This window comes from Streptomyces sp. NPDC107581 (genome assembly GCF_055657175.1).
Genome location: NZ_JBVKBH010000006.1, coordinates 493151 through 508153 on the forward strand (window position 1 = coordinate 493151; position 15003 = coordinate 508153).

The window sequence follows — 15003 nt, forward strand, 5'->3', positions numbered from 1 at the left end:
ACCGCGCGATCAGTCCCCGCCGGGCCGCAGCCGCACGCCGGCGCCCGCCTCCTTGCGGGCCACGATCCGGTACGCGTTGGAGAGGCGGGTGCGGCGGGCGAGGGGGGCCAGGGTGTGGTCCAGGGCCGAGGCCAGCGCCAGCGCGGGGGCCGCCATGGCCCTCAGCAGCGGGTGGGCGTGGGCGAGGGCCAGGGAGAGGGCCGCCGACAGGTCGTAGGGCGTGTGGGGCGCCTTGCGGTCCGTGACGAGGATCGTGCAGCCCTGCGCCTCCAGTTCCGCGCGCAGGTTGGCCAGGGGCACCAGGTGGAGGTGGCGGGGCTGGCCGTGGGGCAGCCACCACTTGCCGAGCAGTGCGGCGAACACGCAGCGCGGGTCGGGGACTTCGACGACGAGGTGGCCGCCGGGGCGCAGCGCGGTCAGGGCGGCGCGGAGTTCGGCGCGCGGGTCGGGGGCGTGTTCCAGGTGGTGGAACATGCTGACCACGTCGTAGCGGGCGCGCAGCCGTGCGGCCGTGCCGGGGGTGGTCAGATAGCCCCGGTGGGCCTCCTCGACGCGGCCCTCCAGCAGCGCCTGTTCCACCCGGGCCGTCGGGTCCAGGCCGTCGAAGCTGGTGTAGGGGAAGTACTCCTTCGCCGCCTCGGGGAAGCGGGCGAGCCCCGTGCCCACGTCCAGCCAGCTCTCCGGTTCGCGCAGCGCCGACAGCGCGTGGGCCGTGGCCCGGTGGCGGCGGCGGACCGCACGGCCGGGGACGATGCGGGCGGTGAACTCCTCCAGATGCCTTTCGTAGAAGTCCCGGTGGTAGAAGGCGAGGCCCTCCGCCGTGAGCCGGGGGTTCTGGAAGGCGTGGCGGCAGTCGCGGCACTCGTCGAGGACGAAGGTGCCCGGCCGGTGCCGCAGCGGGTCGGCGGCGCGCATCCGGGTGCGCAGGCGCGGGGATCCGCACCACGGGCAGTCCTCGCGGCGCGGCTCCTGGAACGGGTCGTTCGGGCCGGTGACCCGGGGGGCGAGGGGCGAGGGCTGCATGGGTGGCTCCCTGTGCGACATTCCGCTTCAAACCGGAACGTATGGGATACCGATCTTGGGTGCAACGACGTGGTGACCGTGGGGTCGCGGTGTGGCGCGGATGCGTTCGTTCGCTGCCGGTACTGTTCGGCGAATGAGCAGCCTTAATCTGGACGACTTCACCGATCTGATCGAGCGCCCGGACGGTGGCGTGCGCCGTGACGCCGAGGCCCGGCGAGAGCGTCAGATCGTGCCGCCCGGGTCGCTCGGGCGCCTGGACGAGCTGGGCGAGTGGCTCGCCGCCGCGCAGGGCGCCGTACCGGTACGGCCGGTCGAGCGGCCCCGGGTGGTTCTCTTCGCCGCCGACCACGGGATCGCCGGACTGGGCGTCTCCGCGCGGCCGGCGGGCAGTGCCGGGCAGCTGGTGCGGGCGGTACTGGAGGGAGGCAGCGCGGTGTCGGTGCTCGCGCGCCGCCTCGACGTGCCCGTGCGGGTCGTGGACATGGCCCTGGACTGCCCCGAGGACGCCTTCCCCGAGGACGTCGTGCGGCACCGGGTGCGGCGCGGCAGCGGTCGTATCGACATCGAGGACGCGCTCACCCCCGACGAGGCCGAGGCGGCCTTCCGGGCGGGTGTCGCCGTCGCCGACGAGGAGGCCGACTCGGGGACGGATCTGGTGGTGCTCGGCGATGTGAGCGTGGGCGGGACCACGGCGGCGGCGGTGCTGATCGCCGCGCTGTGCGGGACCGACGCGTCCGTGGTGACCGGGCGCGGCGGGCAGGCCATCGACGATCTGGCATGGATGCGCAAGTGTGCGGCGATCCGGGACGCGCTGCGGCGGGCGCGGCCGGTGCTCGGGGACCAGCTGCAGCTGCTGGCGGCCGTCGGCGGGGCCGATCTGGCCGCGATGACCGGGTTCCTGCTGCAGGCGGCGGTGCGCAAGCTGCCGGTGATCCTGGACGGCGTGGTCGCCGCCGCGTGTGCGCTGGTCGCCCAGCGGGTGGCCTTCCGGGCGCCGGACTGGTGGCTGGCCGGGCACGACAGCGGGGAGCCGGGACAGGCGAAGGCGCTGGACCGGATGGCGCTGGAGCCGCTGCTGGAGCAGGGCGTGAAGGTCGGCGAGGGGGTGGGGGCGCTGCTGGCGCTGCCGCTGGTACGGGCCGCCGCCGCACTCGCCGCCGAGCTGCCCGAGAAGGAGCCGGCCCAGGAGGCCCAGGAGGCCCAGGAGAAGCCGGCCGAGGAGCAGGCGCAGGAGCCGCGGGAGAAGCAGGCGCAGCAGCCGCAGGACTAGGACCAGGGCGGCTGCTGCTGCCACGGCGGCAAAAGTGTGGTTCGCCGGGGCGGCCCCATATGATCCTCCCTCATGGGAGATGCCCGAATTGCCGTGGAACAGCAAGCCGAACCGGAGCGGTCCAGCGAGCAGGGGCGGCGGTCCACCGGGGCTTCCCGGCGGGCCGCCGCCGTCGCCGTCTGGTACCTGCGAGCCGTCGCCTTCGTCAACTTCCTCAGCGCGGTGTGGGTGTCGCTGGGCCAGGACGTGCGCCGGCACAACCAGGAGAACTACTTCACTCCGTACCTGCTGACGGCCGGCTTCGCCTCGGGCCTGTTCACCGCGTTCCTCGCCATCACCATGCGGCGGCGCAAGCGGGCCGCATGGATCCTGAACCTGGTGCTGAGCGGCCTGTTCCTGGCGCTGTTCGCGTTCGCCATGGCGTTCCCGGAGATCCGGCAGTACGCGCAGAACTGGATCTCCCTGGTGCTCACGGCCGCCTTCGTCGGGGCGCTGCTGGTCGGGCGCCGGGAGTTCTACGCCAAGGGCGACCGGTCCAACCCACGGCTCGCCGCGACCGTCGCCGTCGGCGCCGGGCTCGTCGCCTCCCTGCTCGCCGGGCTGCTGATCACGGTCACCGACCAGGCGCCGGACGCGGCCCGTTCGACGTTCCTGGAGCGCTGGCACTACGGCACCCTGCGGCTGGTGTCGGTGGCCGCCGACGAGAGCCACTTCCCGGGGATCGAGCCGCCCAACTGGGCCAACGTGGCGATCAACGTGCTCAGTACGCTGCTCGTGCTCGCCGTCTTCTACGCCGCCTTCCGCTCCCGGCGGGCCGTGGACCCGCTCACCGAGGACGACGAGAAGCGGCTGAGCGGTCTGCTGGAGCGGCACGGCGAGCGGGACTCGCTCGGCTACTTCGCGCTGCGCCGGGAGAAGAGCGTGGTGTGGTCGCCGACCGGCAAGGCGGCCGTCGCCTATCGGGTGGTCGGCGGGGTGAGCCTGGCCTCCGGGGATCCGCTGGGCGACCCGGAGGCGTGGCCCGGCGCGATCGTGCCGTGGCTGGCCGAGGCGCGGGCCCACGGGTGGATCCCGGCGGTCATGGGCGCGGGCGAGGAAGCGGGGACGGTCTACGCCCGGCACGGTCTCGACGCGCTGGAACTCGGCGACGAGGCGATCGTGGAGGTGGCCGAGTTCACCCTGGAGGGGCGGGCGATGCGGACCGTCCGGCAGGCCTACAACCGGGTGAAGCGGGCCGGCTACGAGGTGCGCATCCGACGGCACGAGGACATCCCGGCGAGCGACATGGCGTATCTGATCGAGCGCGCGAACGACTGGCGGGACGGGGCGACCGAGCGCGGTTTCAGCATGGCGCTCGGCCGGCTCGGGGACCCCGAGGACGGGCGGTGCGTGATGCTGGAGTGCACGGACGCCGAGGGCAGGCTGCGCGCACTGCTCTCCTTCGTGCCCTGGGGCCCGCACGGACTGTCCCTGGACCTCATGCGGCGGGACCGGGACTCCGAGAACGGGCTGATGGAGTTCATGGTCATCGAACTGCTGCGCCGCGCCCAGGAGATCGAGATCACCCAGGTCTCACTGAACTTCGCCGTGTTCCGGTCGGTCTTCGAACGTGGCGCACGCCTCGGTGCCGGACCGGTGCTGAGGCTGTGGCGGTCGCTGCTCAGCTTCTTCTCCCGCTGGTGGCAGATCGAGTCGCTGTACCGCGCCAACGCCAAGTACCGGCCCATCTGGGAGCCGCGGTTCCTGCTCTTCGAGAAGAGCGCGGACCTGCTGCGCATCGGCCTCGCCGCGGCCCGCGCCGAGGGCTTCCTGGAGGCGCCGGGACTGCCGAAGTGGCTGCACCGCAGGCACCTGGACACGCACCGATGAGGAACGCTTGATGAGGACGCTCGCCCGCTGGGCCCGTGCCGAGTGGGGACTGCTGTACGTCACGGTGCGCGAGCCCCTGCTCAAACAGCATCTGCGGGCGGCTCCGATGACCGTCTGGGCGGTGTGCCTGACCGCGCTCCTCCAGTACGTGCAGAACCGGTCGTGGGGCTATCAGTTCGTGCAGAACATGGGTGCCGTACGGGCACAGGACCCGCTGGGACTGGCCCTGCTGCGCACCCCGCTGTCGCTGTTCGTCCCGGCGCTCGACCTGCCGGTGTGGGGTGCGCTCGCGCAGATCCTGCTGGTGTTCGGGATCGCCGAGATCTGCCTGGGCTGGTGGCGGACGCTGACGATCGCCTACGTCGCCACGCTCGCCGGGACGCTGTACGCGCGGCTGGGCATCGCGCTCGGCCCGCACGCCCCGTTCGGCCTTCCCTGGACGGACGCGCAGGTCGTGGACACCGGTCCGTCGGCGGCCGTGGTGGGACTCGCCGTGTTCGTGGCCTGGCGGTACGGCGCCTACGCGACGGCGGGTGCGGTGACCGCGGCCATGGTGGCCGAGGTGCTGCTCAAGGAGAACCTGGCGGGCAAGGAGCACCTGGCCGCGCTGATGGCCGTGGGGACGCTGTGCCTGCTGGCGGCGCTGCGGCACCGCTACGGCTACCGGCTGCGGCGGCGTCACCGGTGGCCGGGCAGCCGGACCGGGCGCGGGTCGGGCTTGCCGCCGATCCAGTCCTGAAGGACGCGCCGGGGCCCGGCCCAGCGACGGTCGTGGTGGTAGGCGCGCAGGGCGGCCTTGGCCCGGGCGCGGGGGCGGCCGCCGTAGAAGCGGCGGGCCCAGAGGGAGCCGGGGCGGGCCAGCCTGACCGCACCGAAGAACGCGATCAGGGGCACGACGATGCCGTAGATCGCGATGCGGGCCTTGCCCTTGCTCAGGGCGATGAGGGAGAAGAGGAAGTTCACGCCGATGTTGGCGATGACCGTGCCCCGGTCCTGGAGTTCCTCGGCGGACAGGTCGTTGACGCCGAACGGCGAGAACCCGGCCAGCAGCAGGCCGACCAGGGCGGCGGTGAGCACGACGGCCTCGACGCTCTTGCGGCCCTCCTCGGTCCAGTAGACGTCGTCCAGGTGCAGGATCAGCGCGAACTCGTCCAGGACCAGACCCACCCCCATGCCGAAGAGGACCGCGGCGACGGCCCCGCCGGCCCCGTGCCGGTCGCTGGCCACGGCGCCGAAGCCCCCGATGACCGTCAGGACGACCCCGGGGACCACGTGGTGGATGTGCAGCCCGCCCGCTCTGACGTTGCCGAAGGGCCCCTTGCCGGCCCGGATCAGCCGGGTGATGACCCGGGTGACGACGAAGGTGACGACGAAGGCGGTCAGGGCCAGCAGCAGGGGCAGCTTGCCCGGCTCCACGATGTTCCGCTCCCACCAGTGCCCCATGTGCGCACATTACTCACATGAGCCCGGCTGTTTCAGCGCCGTCCGGCGGGATGTCCGGCCGGGTGTCCGGGGGCCGTCCCCCGGATGACGCAGCGTCCCCGGCCGCGGCGGGGAGCACGGCGGCCCGGTACCCTGCGCCGGTGCTCAAGACCTCCCCTCTCGACGGCCTGCGCTTCGCCTTCGGCACACTGACCGTGCTGCCCGTCCGGGTGCACCGCTGGGACCGGCAGGCCGCGCGCGCCGGCATGCTCGGCGCCCCGGTGGCCGGACTGGTCGTGGGCTGCGCTGCGGCGGGCCTCGGGCTGCTGCTGCTCCTCCTGGGTGCCGGTACCCTGCTCGCCGCCGTCGCCTCGGCCGCCGTACCGGCGGCACTGACCCGTGGGCTGCATCTGGACGGCCTCGCCGACACCGCGGACGGGCTGGGCAGCGGCAAGCCGGCCGCGGACGCGCTGCGGATCATGAAGCAGTCGGACATCGGGCCGTTCGGGGTGCTCACCCTCGTGCTGGTGCTGCTGGCCCAGGTCGCCGTGCTGGCGCAGCTCTACGGCGACTCCTGGGCGCGGGGCGCCGTGGCGGCGGTGACCTCGGCGGTCGCGGCCCGTCTTGCGCTCACCCTGGCCGCGCGCACCGGTGTGCCGGCCGCCCGGCCGGAGGGGCTGGGGGCGGCGGTCGCCGGGGTGGTGCCGGTGCCGGGCGCGCTGGCCGTCACGGCCGTCTGTGTGATCGTCTCGGCCGCGTGGGGGTCGGCCTTCGGACCGTACGGCGGCCTGCGGGCGGCGGCCGCGGTGCTGCTGTCCCTCGCCGCCGCCGAACTCCTGCTGCGCCGCTGCACGCGCCGGTTCGGCGGAGTCACCGGGGACGTGTTCGGCGCCCTCGCGGAGACGGCGGCGACGACCGCGCTCGTGGTGCTGTCCCTGGGTCGCTAGGACGCTAGGTCCCTGGGCCGTTGGGCCCGCGGGTCGCTGGGCCCGTGGGTCGCTGGGCCCGTGGGTCGCTGGGCCCGTGGGTCGCTGGGCCCGTGGGTCGCTGGGCCCGTGGGTCGCCAGGCCCGTGGGTCGCCAGGCCCGTGGGTCGCCAGGCCCGTGGGTCGCCAGGCCCGTGGGTCGCCAGGCCCGTGGGTCGCTAGGCTTCGCCGGTACACGGACAAGAAGAGTGTGATCGGGGGACATCCGTGCTGAAGCTGCGCCGTGCCGTGGCCTGGTTCATCGACTTCGCCCTGGTGCTGACAGCGGCCTCGCTGCTCGCGGTGTTCACCTTCCACCGGATCACCGCGCTCGTCACCGATGTGCCGGAGCTGGCCACCCGTGGCGGCTTCGACCTGCTGACCTCCCGCGGTGACGTCATCGGCGCCTCCGAGTCGCTCGGCCTGTCGCTGTGGGACGAGGCGGTGCTCGACGTGGAGGAGGCGTTCGGCGCGCTCGTCGTCGTCACGTTCCTCTACCAGTGGGCCTGTCTCGCGCTGCTCGGCCGCACCCTCGGCAAGGGCCTGCTCGGGCTCCGGGTCGGTCCGCGCCTGCCCCGGCACGCGGTGCGCCGGGCCGTCGTCACCACCGCCGCCGACGTCGCCGTGTACGCCCTGGCCTGTGTGCTGCTGATCGAGGGCCACTTCGTGCTGTCGGTGGTGGTGTGGGGGGCCGCGGTGGTGCTGTTCCTGGTCAATGCGGTGCCCGTGCTCTCCCCCGGCGGCCGCTCCCTGGCCGACCGGCTGGCCGGTACCTCGGTCGAGGGAATCCTCCGGCGGGCGGAGCCCACACCCTGGGGCGGCGTGCCCCAGGGGTGAGCGCCCGTGCCGGGCACCCTGCGGCTACGGCAGCTTCAGCGTGAGCGCCGACTGGAGCAGGCCGGGTGCCGCCCATGCGGAGCGCTCACCGGCGTAGGCCGTGCCGAAGGCGGGGGTGCTCAGCAGGAGTTGCTGCCTGGTGCCCTCCGGTGCCGTCACCGGGATCTGGGTGCCGGACGGCGCGGTGACGGTGACGGTGCTGCCGATCCGGTAGGCGGTGACCTTGCCGCTGTCGAGCGCGGTCTGCCACTTGGCCCGGTTCTGCAGCTCGGCGCCGATGGCGCTCTGCCGCAGGTTGACGATCGGGGTGTCGGCGGCGAACAGCGCCTGGTAGTCGGCGAGCACGCGGTCCAGGACCGGGTAGAGGACGCGTTCCTCGGCCAGGTTGGACTGGTGTGCGTAGTGCGGGCGCGGGTCGTTGCTCAGCACGTGCCCGAGGTCGGTGCGGGCCTCGGCGGGCACGATCCGGTCCGTGTAGCCGGTGGCGGTGTCCAGTGGCTGCGGGAGGCAGGTGGAGGCCGGGTTGTTCTCGCACAGCCCGCTGCCGCCGTCCGCCCTGGACGTGTAGATCCAGTTGTACTCGTCGGCCATCTCGGCCTTGGTGCCCGCGTTGTAGTAGACGTTCATGGGGTAGCGCGGCACGGTGAGCGTGCTGTTGCCCACGGCCCGCTGCTCGGGTTCGCGGGAGTTGTCCGAGGCGGTCCACTTCACGCCGTTCGCGGCGAGCGCCGGTCCGAGTTCGGGGTTGTCCTGGGGCTGCTGGGGCAGCGTCTTCAGACCCGAGTGCTCGCCGGTGACCAGCTCGCTGCGGTCGACGGACAGCCCGTGCCGGAGCGCCCAGTTGTAGTTGTCCGAGATCTCCCCGGAGATGTCGGAGCGGCTCACCCATTTCGTCGAGCCGTCGGCGTTCTTCGTGCAGCTCCACGGCACGGTCGAGGTGTCCTGGACGCAGCCGAGGAACAGGTGGGTGTAGGTGTGGTTCACCCAGCGGTACCTCGCCCTGTCCGCGAGCAGCTGGTCGGCCAGCGCGTCCTTGCCGCCGTTCTCGCTCTTCCACTCCTCGCCGGCACCCGCGTTGAACACCAGGTCCAGCGTGAAACCGTGGCTCTGCTCCCAGGAGGCCGCGTACCGGGCGTCGTCCGCGGTCATCCGGATCGGTGTGGTCGTGTCGGCGGTGCCGCTGCCGCAGTCGATGTCGCCGGGCGTGCAGTTGCGTTCGGTGTCCCAGCGGGCGTCGTCCGCGAAGACGTCGTCCACGTGCACGGCGAAGTAGTTGCGGGCCTGCCCGAGATGCACCCCCTGGGTCAGCCACTCCACGATGCCCCGGGCCAGCACCCGGAACTGCTGCTGGTACTGGTTGTAGGCGAAGGTCACCACCAGCTCGCGGCGCCCGTCGTGGGCGTACTCGCCGAGCAGGCTGCCGGTGCCGGTGCCACCGGGGACGGGGACGTCGACGTAGCTGGTGAAACCGGTGCGGGGCTGGGCGACGAAGCCGTAGCTCTCCGGCACGGAGGGCGAGTTGTCCTCGAAGGAGAAGGCGCCGGCCAGATACCCGAACGGGCCCGCCTTGCCGGCCGCGGTGACGGCGGCCTCAGTGCCGTCGAGACCTCCGGCGTAGCCGTTCTGGTCGGTGTAGTCGAGGCCGACCTCGGGATGGGCCCAGGTGGAGGCGTCGACCTGCGGGATGCCGTACGCCTTCTCGTACGTCTCCAGCGCCGTCTGCTCGGCGGAGCCCGCGCCGAACGGGGCCTCGTTCGGCAGCACCACGCCCTGGAACCTGGCGCGCGGCCGGCCGCTCACCGTGTCGCCCAGGAAGCTGCCGGTGATGGTGGGGCGGCCGGAGTCGTGCAGGTCGACGGTGGTGTACGGGATGCCCTCGCTCTTCAGCTCTGCGGTGATCGCGCCGACCGGGCTGCCGCCGTCGTCGACCACCAGGACCCGCAGATCGATGCGCGGGTCGGTGGCGGCCGAGGCGCCCGGCGCGGCCAGGCCCAGGGTGATCAGTGCGGCGGCCGTCACGGTGACGGTCGCGGTTCTCCGGCGATGCGCTCGACGAGCCATGGCTGGTTCCTCCCCCTAGAAGATCCCCCGTGATGAAATCACGGGGGATCTGTGGAAAACATGTGAAGCGGTGGACGGCCGACCCACCGGAACCCGACGAGTGTGGCTCAGCCCGCCGACGCACAGAGGCGAGAAGTGACCACGACGCCACGTACGGGTGAACGCCCGCATGAATGAGCGAGCGGGCGCACGCGCGTAGTCTCGTTCCGGGTGTTCGCCGACAGGGTGAAGACCCCGGTTGCCACATACCCCCAGGCCTGGACCTAGGGTCGGCTCTCGGGCCCGGTCGACCCACCCCTCATCGGCCATAGCAACTTCACATCGGAAGCGAGATTTCACCACCGTGACTGCTCTGACTCTCAGCACCGCCGCGGCGCCCGGCCTGCGGGCCGACGCGATCGTGATCGGTGTCGCCAAGGGCGCGAAGGGCCCCGTCGTCACGCCGGGCGCCGAAGCAGTGGACAAGGCGTACGACGGCAGGCTGGCCGGCGTCCTGGAGACCCTCGGCGCCTCGGGTGCCGAGGGCGAGCTGACCAAACTGCCCGCCCCGGCCGGCTTCAAGGCGCCGCTCGTGGTGGCTGTGGGCCTGGGCCCGGAGACCGAGAAGGACGCCGGCTACGACCCCGAGGCGCTGCGCAAGGCGGCCGGTGTGGCCGCGCGGACCCTCGCCGGCTGCAAGAAGGCCGCGTTCGCCCTGCCCGTCGACGGCCCCGGCGCGATCGGCGCGATCGGCGAGGGCATCGTGCTCGGCGCCTACTCCTTCGACGCGTACAAGGACAGCGCGAAGGACGCCAGGGCCAAGAACGGCAAGGCTCCCCTTGCCGAGGCCACCCTGCTCGGCGGCAAGCCGCGCGACGCCGCCCACAAGGGGGCCGTGGCCCGGGCCCTCGCGGTCTCCGAGGAGCTCAACCGCTCCCGCGACCTGATCAACATGCCGCCGAACGACCTCACCCCGGCGGCGTTCGCCGCCGAGGCGCAGGCCGCGGCCAAGGAGCACGGCCTCAAGGTGCAGGTGCTCGACGAGAAGGCCCTGGCCAAGGGCGGCTACGGCGGCATCCTCGGCGTCGGCAACGGCTCGGCCGCGGCTCCGCGCCTGGTCAAGCTGTCGTACACGCACCCGAAGGCCGGCAAGCACCTCGCGTTCGTCGGCAAGGGCATCACCTACGACTCGGGCGGCATCTCGCTGAAGCCGGCCGGCCACAACGAGACGATGAAGTGCGACATGAGCGGTGCCGCCGCGGTGTTCGCCGCGGTCGTCGCCGCCGCGCGCCTCGGCCTGGAGGTCAATGTCACCGGCTGGCTGGCGCTGGCCGAGAACATGCCGTCGGGCACCGCCACCCGCCCCGGTGACGTCCTGCGCATGTACAGCGGCAAGACCGTCGAGGTCCTCAACACCGACGCCGAGGGCCGCCTGGTCCTGGCGGACGCGCTGTGGGCGGCCTCGCAGGAGAAGCCGGACGCGATCGTGGACGTGGCCACGCTGACCGGCGCGATGATGCTGGCGCTGGGCAGCCGGACCTTCGGGGTCATGGCGAACGACGACTCCTTCCGCACCTCGGTGTACGAGGCCGCGGAGGAGGTCGGCGAGCCGGCCTGGCCGATGCCGCTGCCCGAGCACCTGCGCAAGGGGATGGACTCGCCCGTCGCCGACCTCGCGAACATGGGCGAGCGGATGGGCGGCGGCCTGGTCGCCGGACTGTTCCTGCGCGAGTTCGTGGGCGAGGGGATCGCCTGGGCCCACCTCGACATCGCGGGCCCCGCGTTCAACGAGGGCGGGCCGTTCGGTTACACGCCGAAGGGCGGGACCGGCACCGCCGTGCGCACGCTCGTACGGCTGGCGGAGCTCACCGCCGCGGGTGACCTGGGCTGATTCGCCCGACGGCTCGGTCCATTCCGTAGTACGGCGGCTGCAGGGGCGTGGGGGTTGTTCGCGCGGTTCCCCCGCCCCTGCCCGTCGCCACCCCCTGTTTTCAGCTGTACGTGGGGTGTCTCACACCCCAGCCCGGCGTCTCGTACGCCTCGAACAAGTGCAAAGATGGAGCCCGGCAGGACAGGGCCCCCACCGAAGGGCCGAAGCATCAAGCGGCCGGACACCAGCCGCCCGCCGGTCATCGACGACCGGTCTACGGCGCACATGCATGGAGGACGTGACGTGGCGAACGACGCCAGCACCGTTTTCGACCTAGTGATCCTCGGCGGTGGTAGCGGTGGTTACGCCGCGGCCCTGCGCGGGGCGCAGCTGGGCCTGGACGTCGCCCTGATCGAGAAGGACAAGGTCGGCGGCACCTGCCTGCACCGGGGTTGCATCCCCACCAAGGCCCTGCTGCACGCGGGCGAGATCGCCGACCAGGCCCGCGAGAGCGAGCAGTTCGGCGTCAAGGCCACCTTCGAGGGCATCGACGTCCCGGCCGTCCACAAGTACAAGGACGGCGTCATCGCCGGCCTGTACAAGGGTCTGCAGGGCCTGATCGCCTCCCGCAAGGTGACCTACATCGAGGGTGAGGGCCGACTGTCCTCCCCGACCTCCGTCGACGTGAACGGTCAGCGGATCCAGGGCCGCCACGTCCTGCTGGCGACCGGCTCGGTGCCGAAGTCGCTGCCGGGCCTGCAGATCGACGGCGACCGGATCATCTCCTCCGACCACGCCCTCGTCCTGGACCGCGTGCCGAAGTCCGCGATCGTCCTGGGCGGCGGTGTCATCGGCGTCGAGTTCGCCTCGGCGTGGAAGTCCTTCGGCTCGGACGTCACGGTCGTCGAGGGCCTGAAGCACCTCGTCCCGGTCGAGGACGAGAACAGCTCGAAGCTTCTTGAGCGCGCGTTCCGCAAGCGCGGCATCAAGTTCAACCTGGGCACCTTCTTCCAGAAGGCCGAGTACACCCAGGACGGCGTGAAGGTCACCCTTGCCGACGGCAAGGAGTTCGAGGCCGAGGTCCTGCTCGTCGCCGTCGGCCGCGGCCCGGTCTCCCAGGGCCTGGGCTACGAGGAGGCCGGGGTCGCCATGGACCGCGGCTACGTCCTCGTCGACGAGTACATGCGCACCAACGTTCCGACCATCTCCGCCGTCGGCGACCTCGTCCCGACGCTCCAGCTCGCGCACGTCGGCTTCGCCGAGGGCATCCTGGTGGCGGAGCGTCTGGCCGGTCTGAAGGTCGTTCCGATCGACTACGACGGTGTCCCGCGGGTGACGTACTGCCACCCGGAGGTCGCCTCCGTCGGTATCACCGAGGCCAAGGCCAAGGAGATCTACGGCGCGGACAAGGTCGTCGCTCTGAAGTACAACCTGGCGGGCAACGGCAAGAGCAAGATCCTGAACACCGCGGGCGAGATCAAGCTCGTCCAGGTGAAGGACGGTGCCGTGGTCGGCGTCCACATGGTCGGCGACCGCATGGGTGAGCAGGTCGGCGAGGCTCAGCTGATCTACAACTGGGAGGCGCTGCCGGCCGAGGTGGCCCAGCTCATCCACGCCCACCCGACGCAGAACGAGGCGATGGGCGAGGCGCACCTGGCGCTGGCCGGCAAGCCCCTGCACTCCCACGACTGAGCCTTCGGTCAACGGGCGCGACGACACAGACTTCCGCAATTTCGTAAGGAGCAACCGAAACCATGGCGGTTTCCGTAACCCTTCCGGCGCTCGGTGAGAGCGTCACCGAGGGCACTGTCACCCGCTGGCTGAAGGCCGAGGGCGAGCGCGTCGAGGCCGACGAGCCGCTGCTGGAGGTGTCGACCGACAAGGTCGACACCGAGATCCCCTCGCCCGCCGCCGGCGTGCTGGCCTCCATCAAGGTCGCCGAGGACGAGACCGTCGAGGTCGGCGCCGAACTGGCCGTGATCGACGACGGCACGGGCGCGCCGGCTGCCGCTCCGGCCCCCGCGGCCGCCGAGGCTCCGGCCCCGGCCGCCCCCGCCGCCGAGGCGCCCGCCGCCCCGGCCCCCGCCCCCGAGGCCCCGGCCGCTCCGGCCGGTGGCGCCGAGGGCACCGACGTGGTCCTGCCCGCGCTCGGCGAGTCCGTCACCGAGGGCACCGTCACCCGCTGGCTGAAGTCGGTCGGCGAGAGCGTCGAGGCCGACGAGCCGCTGCTCGAGGTCTCCACGGACAAGGTCGACACCGAGATCCCGGCGCCCGCCTCCGGCGTGCTGCTGGAGATCGTGGTCGGCGAGGACGAGACCGCCGAGGTCGGCGCCAAGCTCGCCGTCATCGGCGCCCCGGGTGCCGCCCCGGCCGCCGCTCCGGCTCCGGCCGCCCCGGCGCCCGCCGCCGCTGCCCCGGCCGCTCCGGCCCCGGCCCCGGCCGCCCCCGCGGCTCCGGCCGCCCCGGCGCCTGCCGCTCCGGCTCCGGCGCCCGCCCCGGTCGCCGCCGCCCCGGCTCCGGCCGCCCCGGCCCCGGCCCCGGTCACCCCGGCTCCGGCCGCCCCCGCTCCCGCCGCCCAGGCGACGGACGAGGGCGCCTACGTCACCCCGCTGGTGCGCAAGCTCGCCGCCGAGAACGGCGTCGATCTGGCCACCGTCAAGGGCACCGGCGTCGGCGGCCGCATCCGCAAGCAGGACGTCATCGCCGCCGCCGAGGCCGCGAAGGCCGCCGCCGCTCCGGCTCCGGCCGCCGCGGCTCCGGCCGCCGCCGCCAAGAAGGCCCCGGCGCTGGAGGTCTCCCCGCTGCGCGGCCAGACCGTCAAGATGCCTCGCATCCGCAAGGTCATCGGCGACAACATGGTCAAGGCGCTGCACGAGCAGGCCCAGCTGTCGTCGGTCGTCGAGGTCGACGTCACCCGCCTGATGAAGCTGCGCGGCAAGGCGAAGGACTCCTTCGCCGCCCGTGAGGGCGTCAAGCTCTCCCCGATGCCGTTCTTCGTCAAGGCCGCGGCCCAGGCGCTGAAGGCCCACCCGGTCATCAACGCCCGGATCAACGAGGCCGAGGGCACGATCACCTACTTCGACGCCGAGAACATCGGTATCGCGGTGGACTCCGAGAAGGGCCTGATGACCCCGGTCATCAAGGGTGCGGGCGACCTGAACATCGCCGGCATCGCCAAGGCCACGGCCGACCTGGCGGGCAAGGTCCGCGCCAACAAGATCACCCCGGACGAGCTGTCCGGCGCGACCTTCACCATCTCCAACACCGGCTCGCGCGGCGCGCTGTTCGACACGATCATCGTGCCGCCGAACCAGGTCGCGATCCTCGGCATCGGTGCCACGGTCAAGCGTCCGGCCGTCATCGAGACCGAGGAGGGCACGGTCATCGGCGTCCGCGACATGACCTACCTGACCCTCTCCTACGACCACCGCCTGGTCGACGGCGCCGACGCGGCCCGTTACCTGACGGCGGTCAAGGCCATCCTGGAGGCGGGCGAGTTCGAGGTCGAGCTGGGCCTGTAAGGCTCAGGAGCCTCACAGCAGTACGACGGAGCCCCCGTCCGGAGTTCTCTCCGGACGGGGGCTCCGCTGCTCGTGCCGACGGGTAGCCGCGGCGTCCTGACGGACGCTCGTGCCGTCCTGACGGGCGCTCCTGCCGAACGGGGCGGGCGCTCCTGCCGAACGGGGCGGGCGCTCCTGCCGGCGGGGC

At 72.7% G+C, this 15003-nt stretch carries 11 protein-coding genes; 8 read left to right on the plus strand and 3 right to left on the minus strand.

Annotated elements, in window-relative coordinates:
- Nucleotides 1-9: 9 nt before the first annotated feature.
- The gene (locus ACZ7P3_RS18405) at nucleotides 10-1023 is read right to left on the minus strand and encodes a class I SAM-dependent methyltransferase (RefSeq protein ID WP_472082813.1); all 1014 of its coding nucleotides are present in this window, start codon (nucleotides 1021-1023) and stop codon (nucleotides 10-12) included.
- A 133-nt stretch (nucleotides 1024-1156) separates the two neighbouring features.
- Here ACZ7P3_RS18405 and cobT point away from each other — a divergent pair, with 133 nt between their 5' ends.
- From cobT to ACZ7P3_RS18420, 3 genes are all read left to right on the plus strand, one after another.
- Nucleotides 1157-2293 carry a nicotinate-nucleotide--dimethylbenzimidazole phosphoribosyltransferase gene (cobT, locus tag ACZ7P3_RS18410; protein WP_472082815.1) on the plus strand — a complete coding sequence of 379 codons (1137 nt, stop codon included), beginning with the start codon at nucleotides 1157-1159 and terminating at the stop codon, nucleotides 2291-2293.
- A gap of 72 nt (nucleotides 2294-2365) precedes the next feature.
- Nucleotides 2366-4162 carry a phosphatidylglycerol lysyltransferase domain-containing protein gene (locus ACZ7P3_RS18415; protein WP_472082817.1) on the plus strand — a complete coding sequence of 599 codons (1797 nt, stop codon included), beginning with the start codon at nucleotides 2366-2368 and terminating at the stop codon, nucleotides 4160-4162.
- Nucleotides 4163-4172: 10 nt separating this feature from the next.
- Nucleotides 4173-4901 (plus strand): hypothetical protein, encoded by a 729-nt coding sequence (locus ACZ7P3_RS18420; RefSeq protein ID WP_472082819.1) that lies wholly within the window; start codon nucleotides 4173-4175, stop codon nucleotides 4899-4901.
- Here ACZ7P3_RS18420 and ACZ7P3_RS18425 read toward each other — a convergent pair.
- Nucleotides 4841-5605 carry a hypothetical protein gene (locus ACZ7P3_RS18425; RefSeq protein ID WP_472082820.1) on the minus strand — a complete coding sequence of 255 codons (765 nt, stop codon included), beginning with the start codon at nucleotides 5603-5605 and terminating at the stop codon, nucleotides 4841-4843. The genes ACZ7P3_RS18420 and ACZ7P3_RS18425 overlap by 61 nt on opposite strands.
- Before the next feature lie 140 nt (nucleotides 5606-5745).
- Between ACZ7P3_RS18425 and ACZ7P3_RS18430 the strand changes: the two genes are divergently transcribed.
- Both ACZ7P3_RS18430 and ACZ7P3_RS18435 read left to right on the plus strand, forming a co-directional pair.
- On the plus strand, nucleotides 5746-6531 hold the full coding sequence (locus ACZ7P3_RS18430; RefSeq protein ID WP_472082822.1) for an adenosylcobinamide-GDP ribazoletransferase: 786 nt from the start codon (nucleotides 5746-5748) through the stop codon (nucleotides 6529-6531).
- 245 nt (nucleotides 6532-6776) lie between these two features.
- Nucleotides 6777-7385, plus strand: a complete 609-nt coding sequence (locus ACZ7P3_RS18435; protein WP_472082824.1) for an RDD family protein — start codon at nucleotides 6777-6779, stop codon at nucleotides 7383-7385.
- A gap of 24 nt (nucleotides 7386-7409) precedes the next feature.
- Here ACZ7P3_RS18435 and ACZ7P3_RS18440 read toward each other — a convergent pair whose 3' ends face one another.
- A complete protein-coding gene (locus ACZ7P3_RS18440; protein ID WP_472082826.1) occupies nucleotides 7410-9446 on the minus strand; it encodes a hypothetical protein in 2037 nt (678 codons plus the stop codon).
- Between the two features lie 343 nt (nucleotides 9447-9789).
- On the opposite strand from ACZ7P3_RS18440, the gene ACZ7P3_RS18445 reads away from it, so the two are divergent.
- The 3 genes from ACZ7P3_RS18445 to sucB all read left to right on the plus strand — a co-directional run bounded on the left by ACZ7P3_RS18445 (nucleotide 9790) and on the right by sucB (nucleotide 14816).
- The gene (locus ACZ7P3_RS18445; RefSeq protein ID WP_472082828.1) at nucleotides 9790-11316 is read left to right on the plus strand and encodes a leucyl aminopeptidase; all 1527 of its coding nucleotides are present in this window, start codon (nucleotides 9790-9792) and stop codon (nucleotides 11314-11316) included.
- A gap of 282 nt (nucleotides 11317-11598) precedes the next feature.
- Nucleotides 11599-12987, plus strand: a complete 1389-nt coding sequence (lpdA, locus tag ACZ7P3_RS18450) for a dihydrolipoyl dehydrogenase (protein WP_472082830.1) — start codon at nucleotides 11599-11601, stop codon at nucleotides 12985-12987.
- A 62-nt stretch (nucleotides 12988-13049) separates the two neighbouring features.
- Complete coding sequence (gene sucB / locus ACZ7P3_RS18455; RefSeq protein ID WP_472082832.1) at nucleotides 13050-14816, plus strand: 2-oxoglutarate dehydrogenase, E2 component, dihydrolipoamide succinyltransferase; 1767 nt, start codon at nucleotides 13050-13052, stop codon at nucleotides 14814-14816.
- The last annotated feature ends 187 nt before the right edge of the window (nucleotides 14817-15003 follow it).

What these genes read in the sequence shown, in the direction of transcription:
- ACZ7P3_RS18405 (WP_472082813.1), bottom strand. Translation starts at nt 1,023, where the DNA reads ATGCAGCCCTCGCCCCTCGCCCCCCGGGTCACCGGCCCGAACGACCCG.
- cobT (WP_472082815.1), top strand. Translation starts at nt 1,157, where the DNA reads ATGAGCAGCCTTAATCTGGACGACTTCACCGATCTGATCGAGCGCCCG.
- ACZ7P3_RS18415 (WP_472082817.1), top strand. Translation starts at nt 2,366, where the DNA reads ATGGGAGATGCCCGAATTGCCGTGGAACAGCAAGCCGAACCGGAGCGG.
- ACZ7P3_RS18420 (WP_472082819.1), top strand. Translation starts at nt 4,173, where the DNA reads ATGAGGACGCTCGCCCGCTGGGCCCGTGCCGAGTGGGGACTGCTGTAC.
- ACZ7P3_RS18425 (WP_472082820.1), bottom strand. Translation starts at nt 5,605, where the DNA reads ATGGGGCACTGGTGGGAGCGGAACATCGTGGAGCCGGGCAAGCTGCCC.
- ACZ7P3_RS18440 (WP_472082826.1), bottom strand. Translation starts at nt 9,446, where the DNA reads ATGGCTCGTCGAGCGCATCGCCGGAGAACCGCGACCGTCACCGTGACG.
- sucB (WP_472082832.1), top strand. Translation starts at nt 13,050, where the DNA reads ATGGCGGTTTCCGTAACCCTTCCGGCGCTCGGTGAGAGCGTCACCGAG.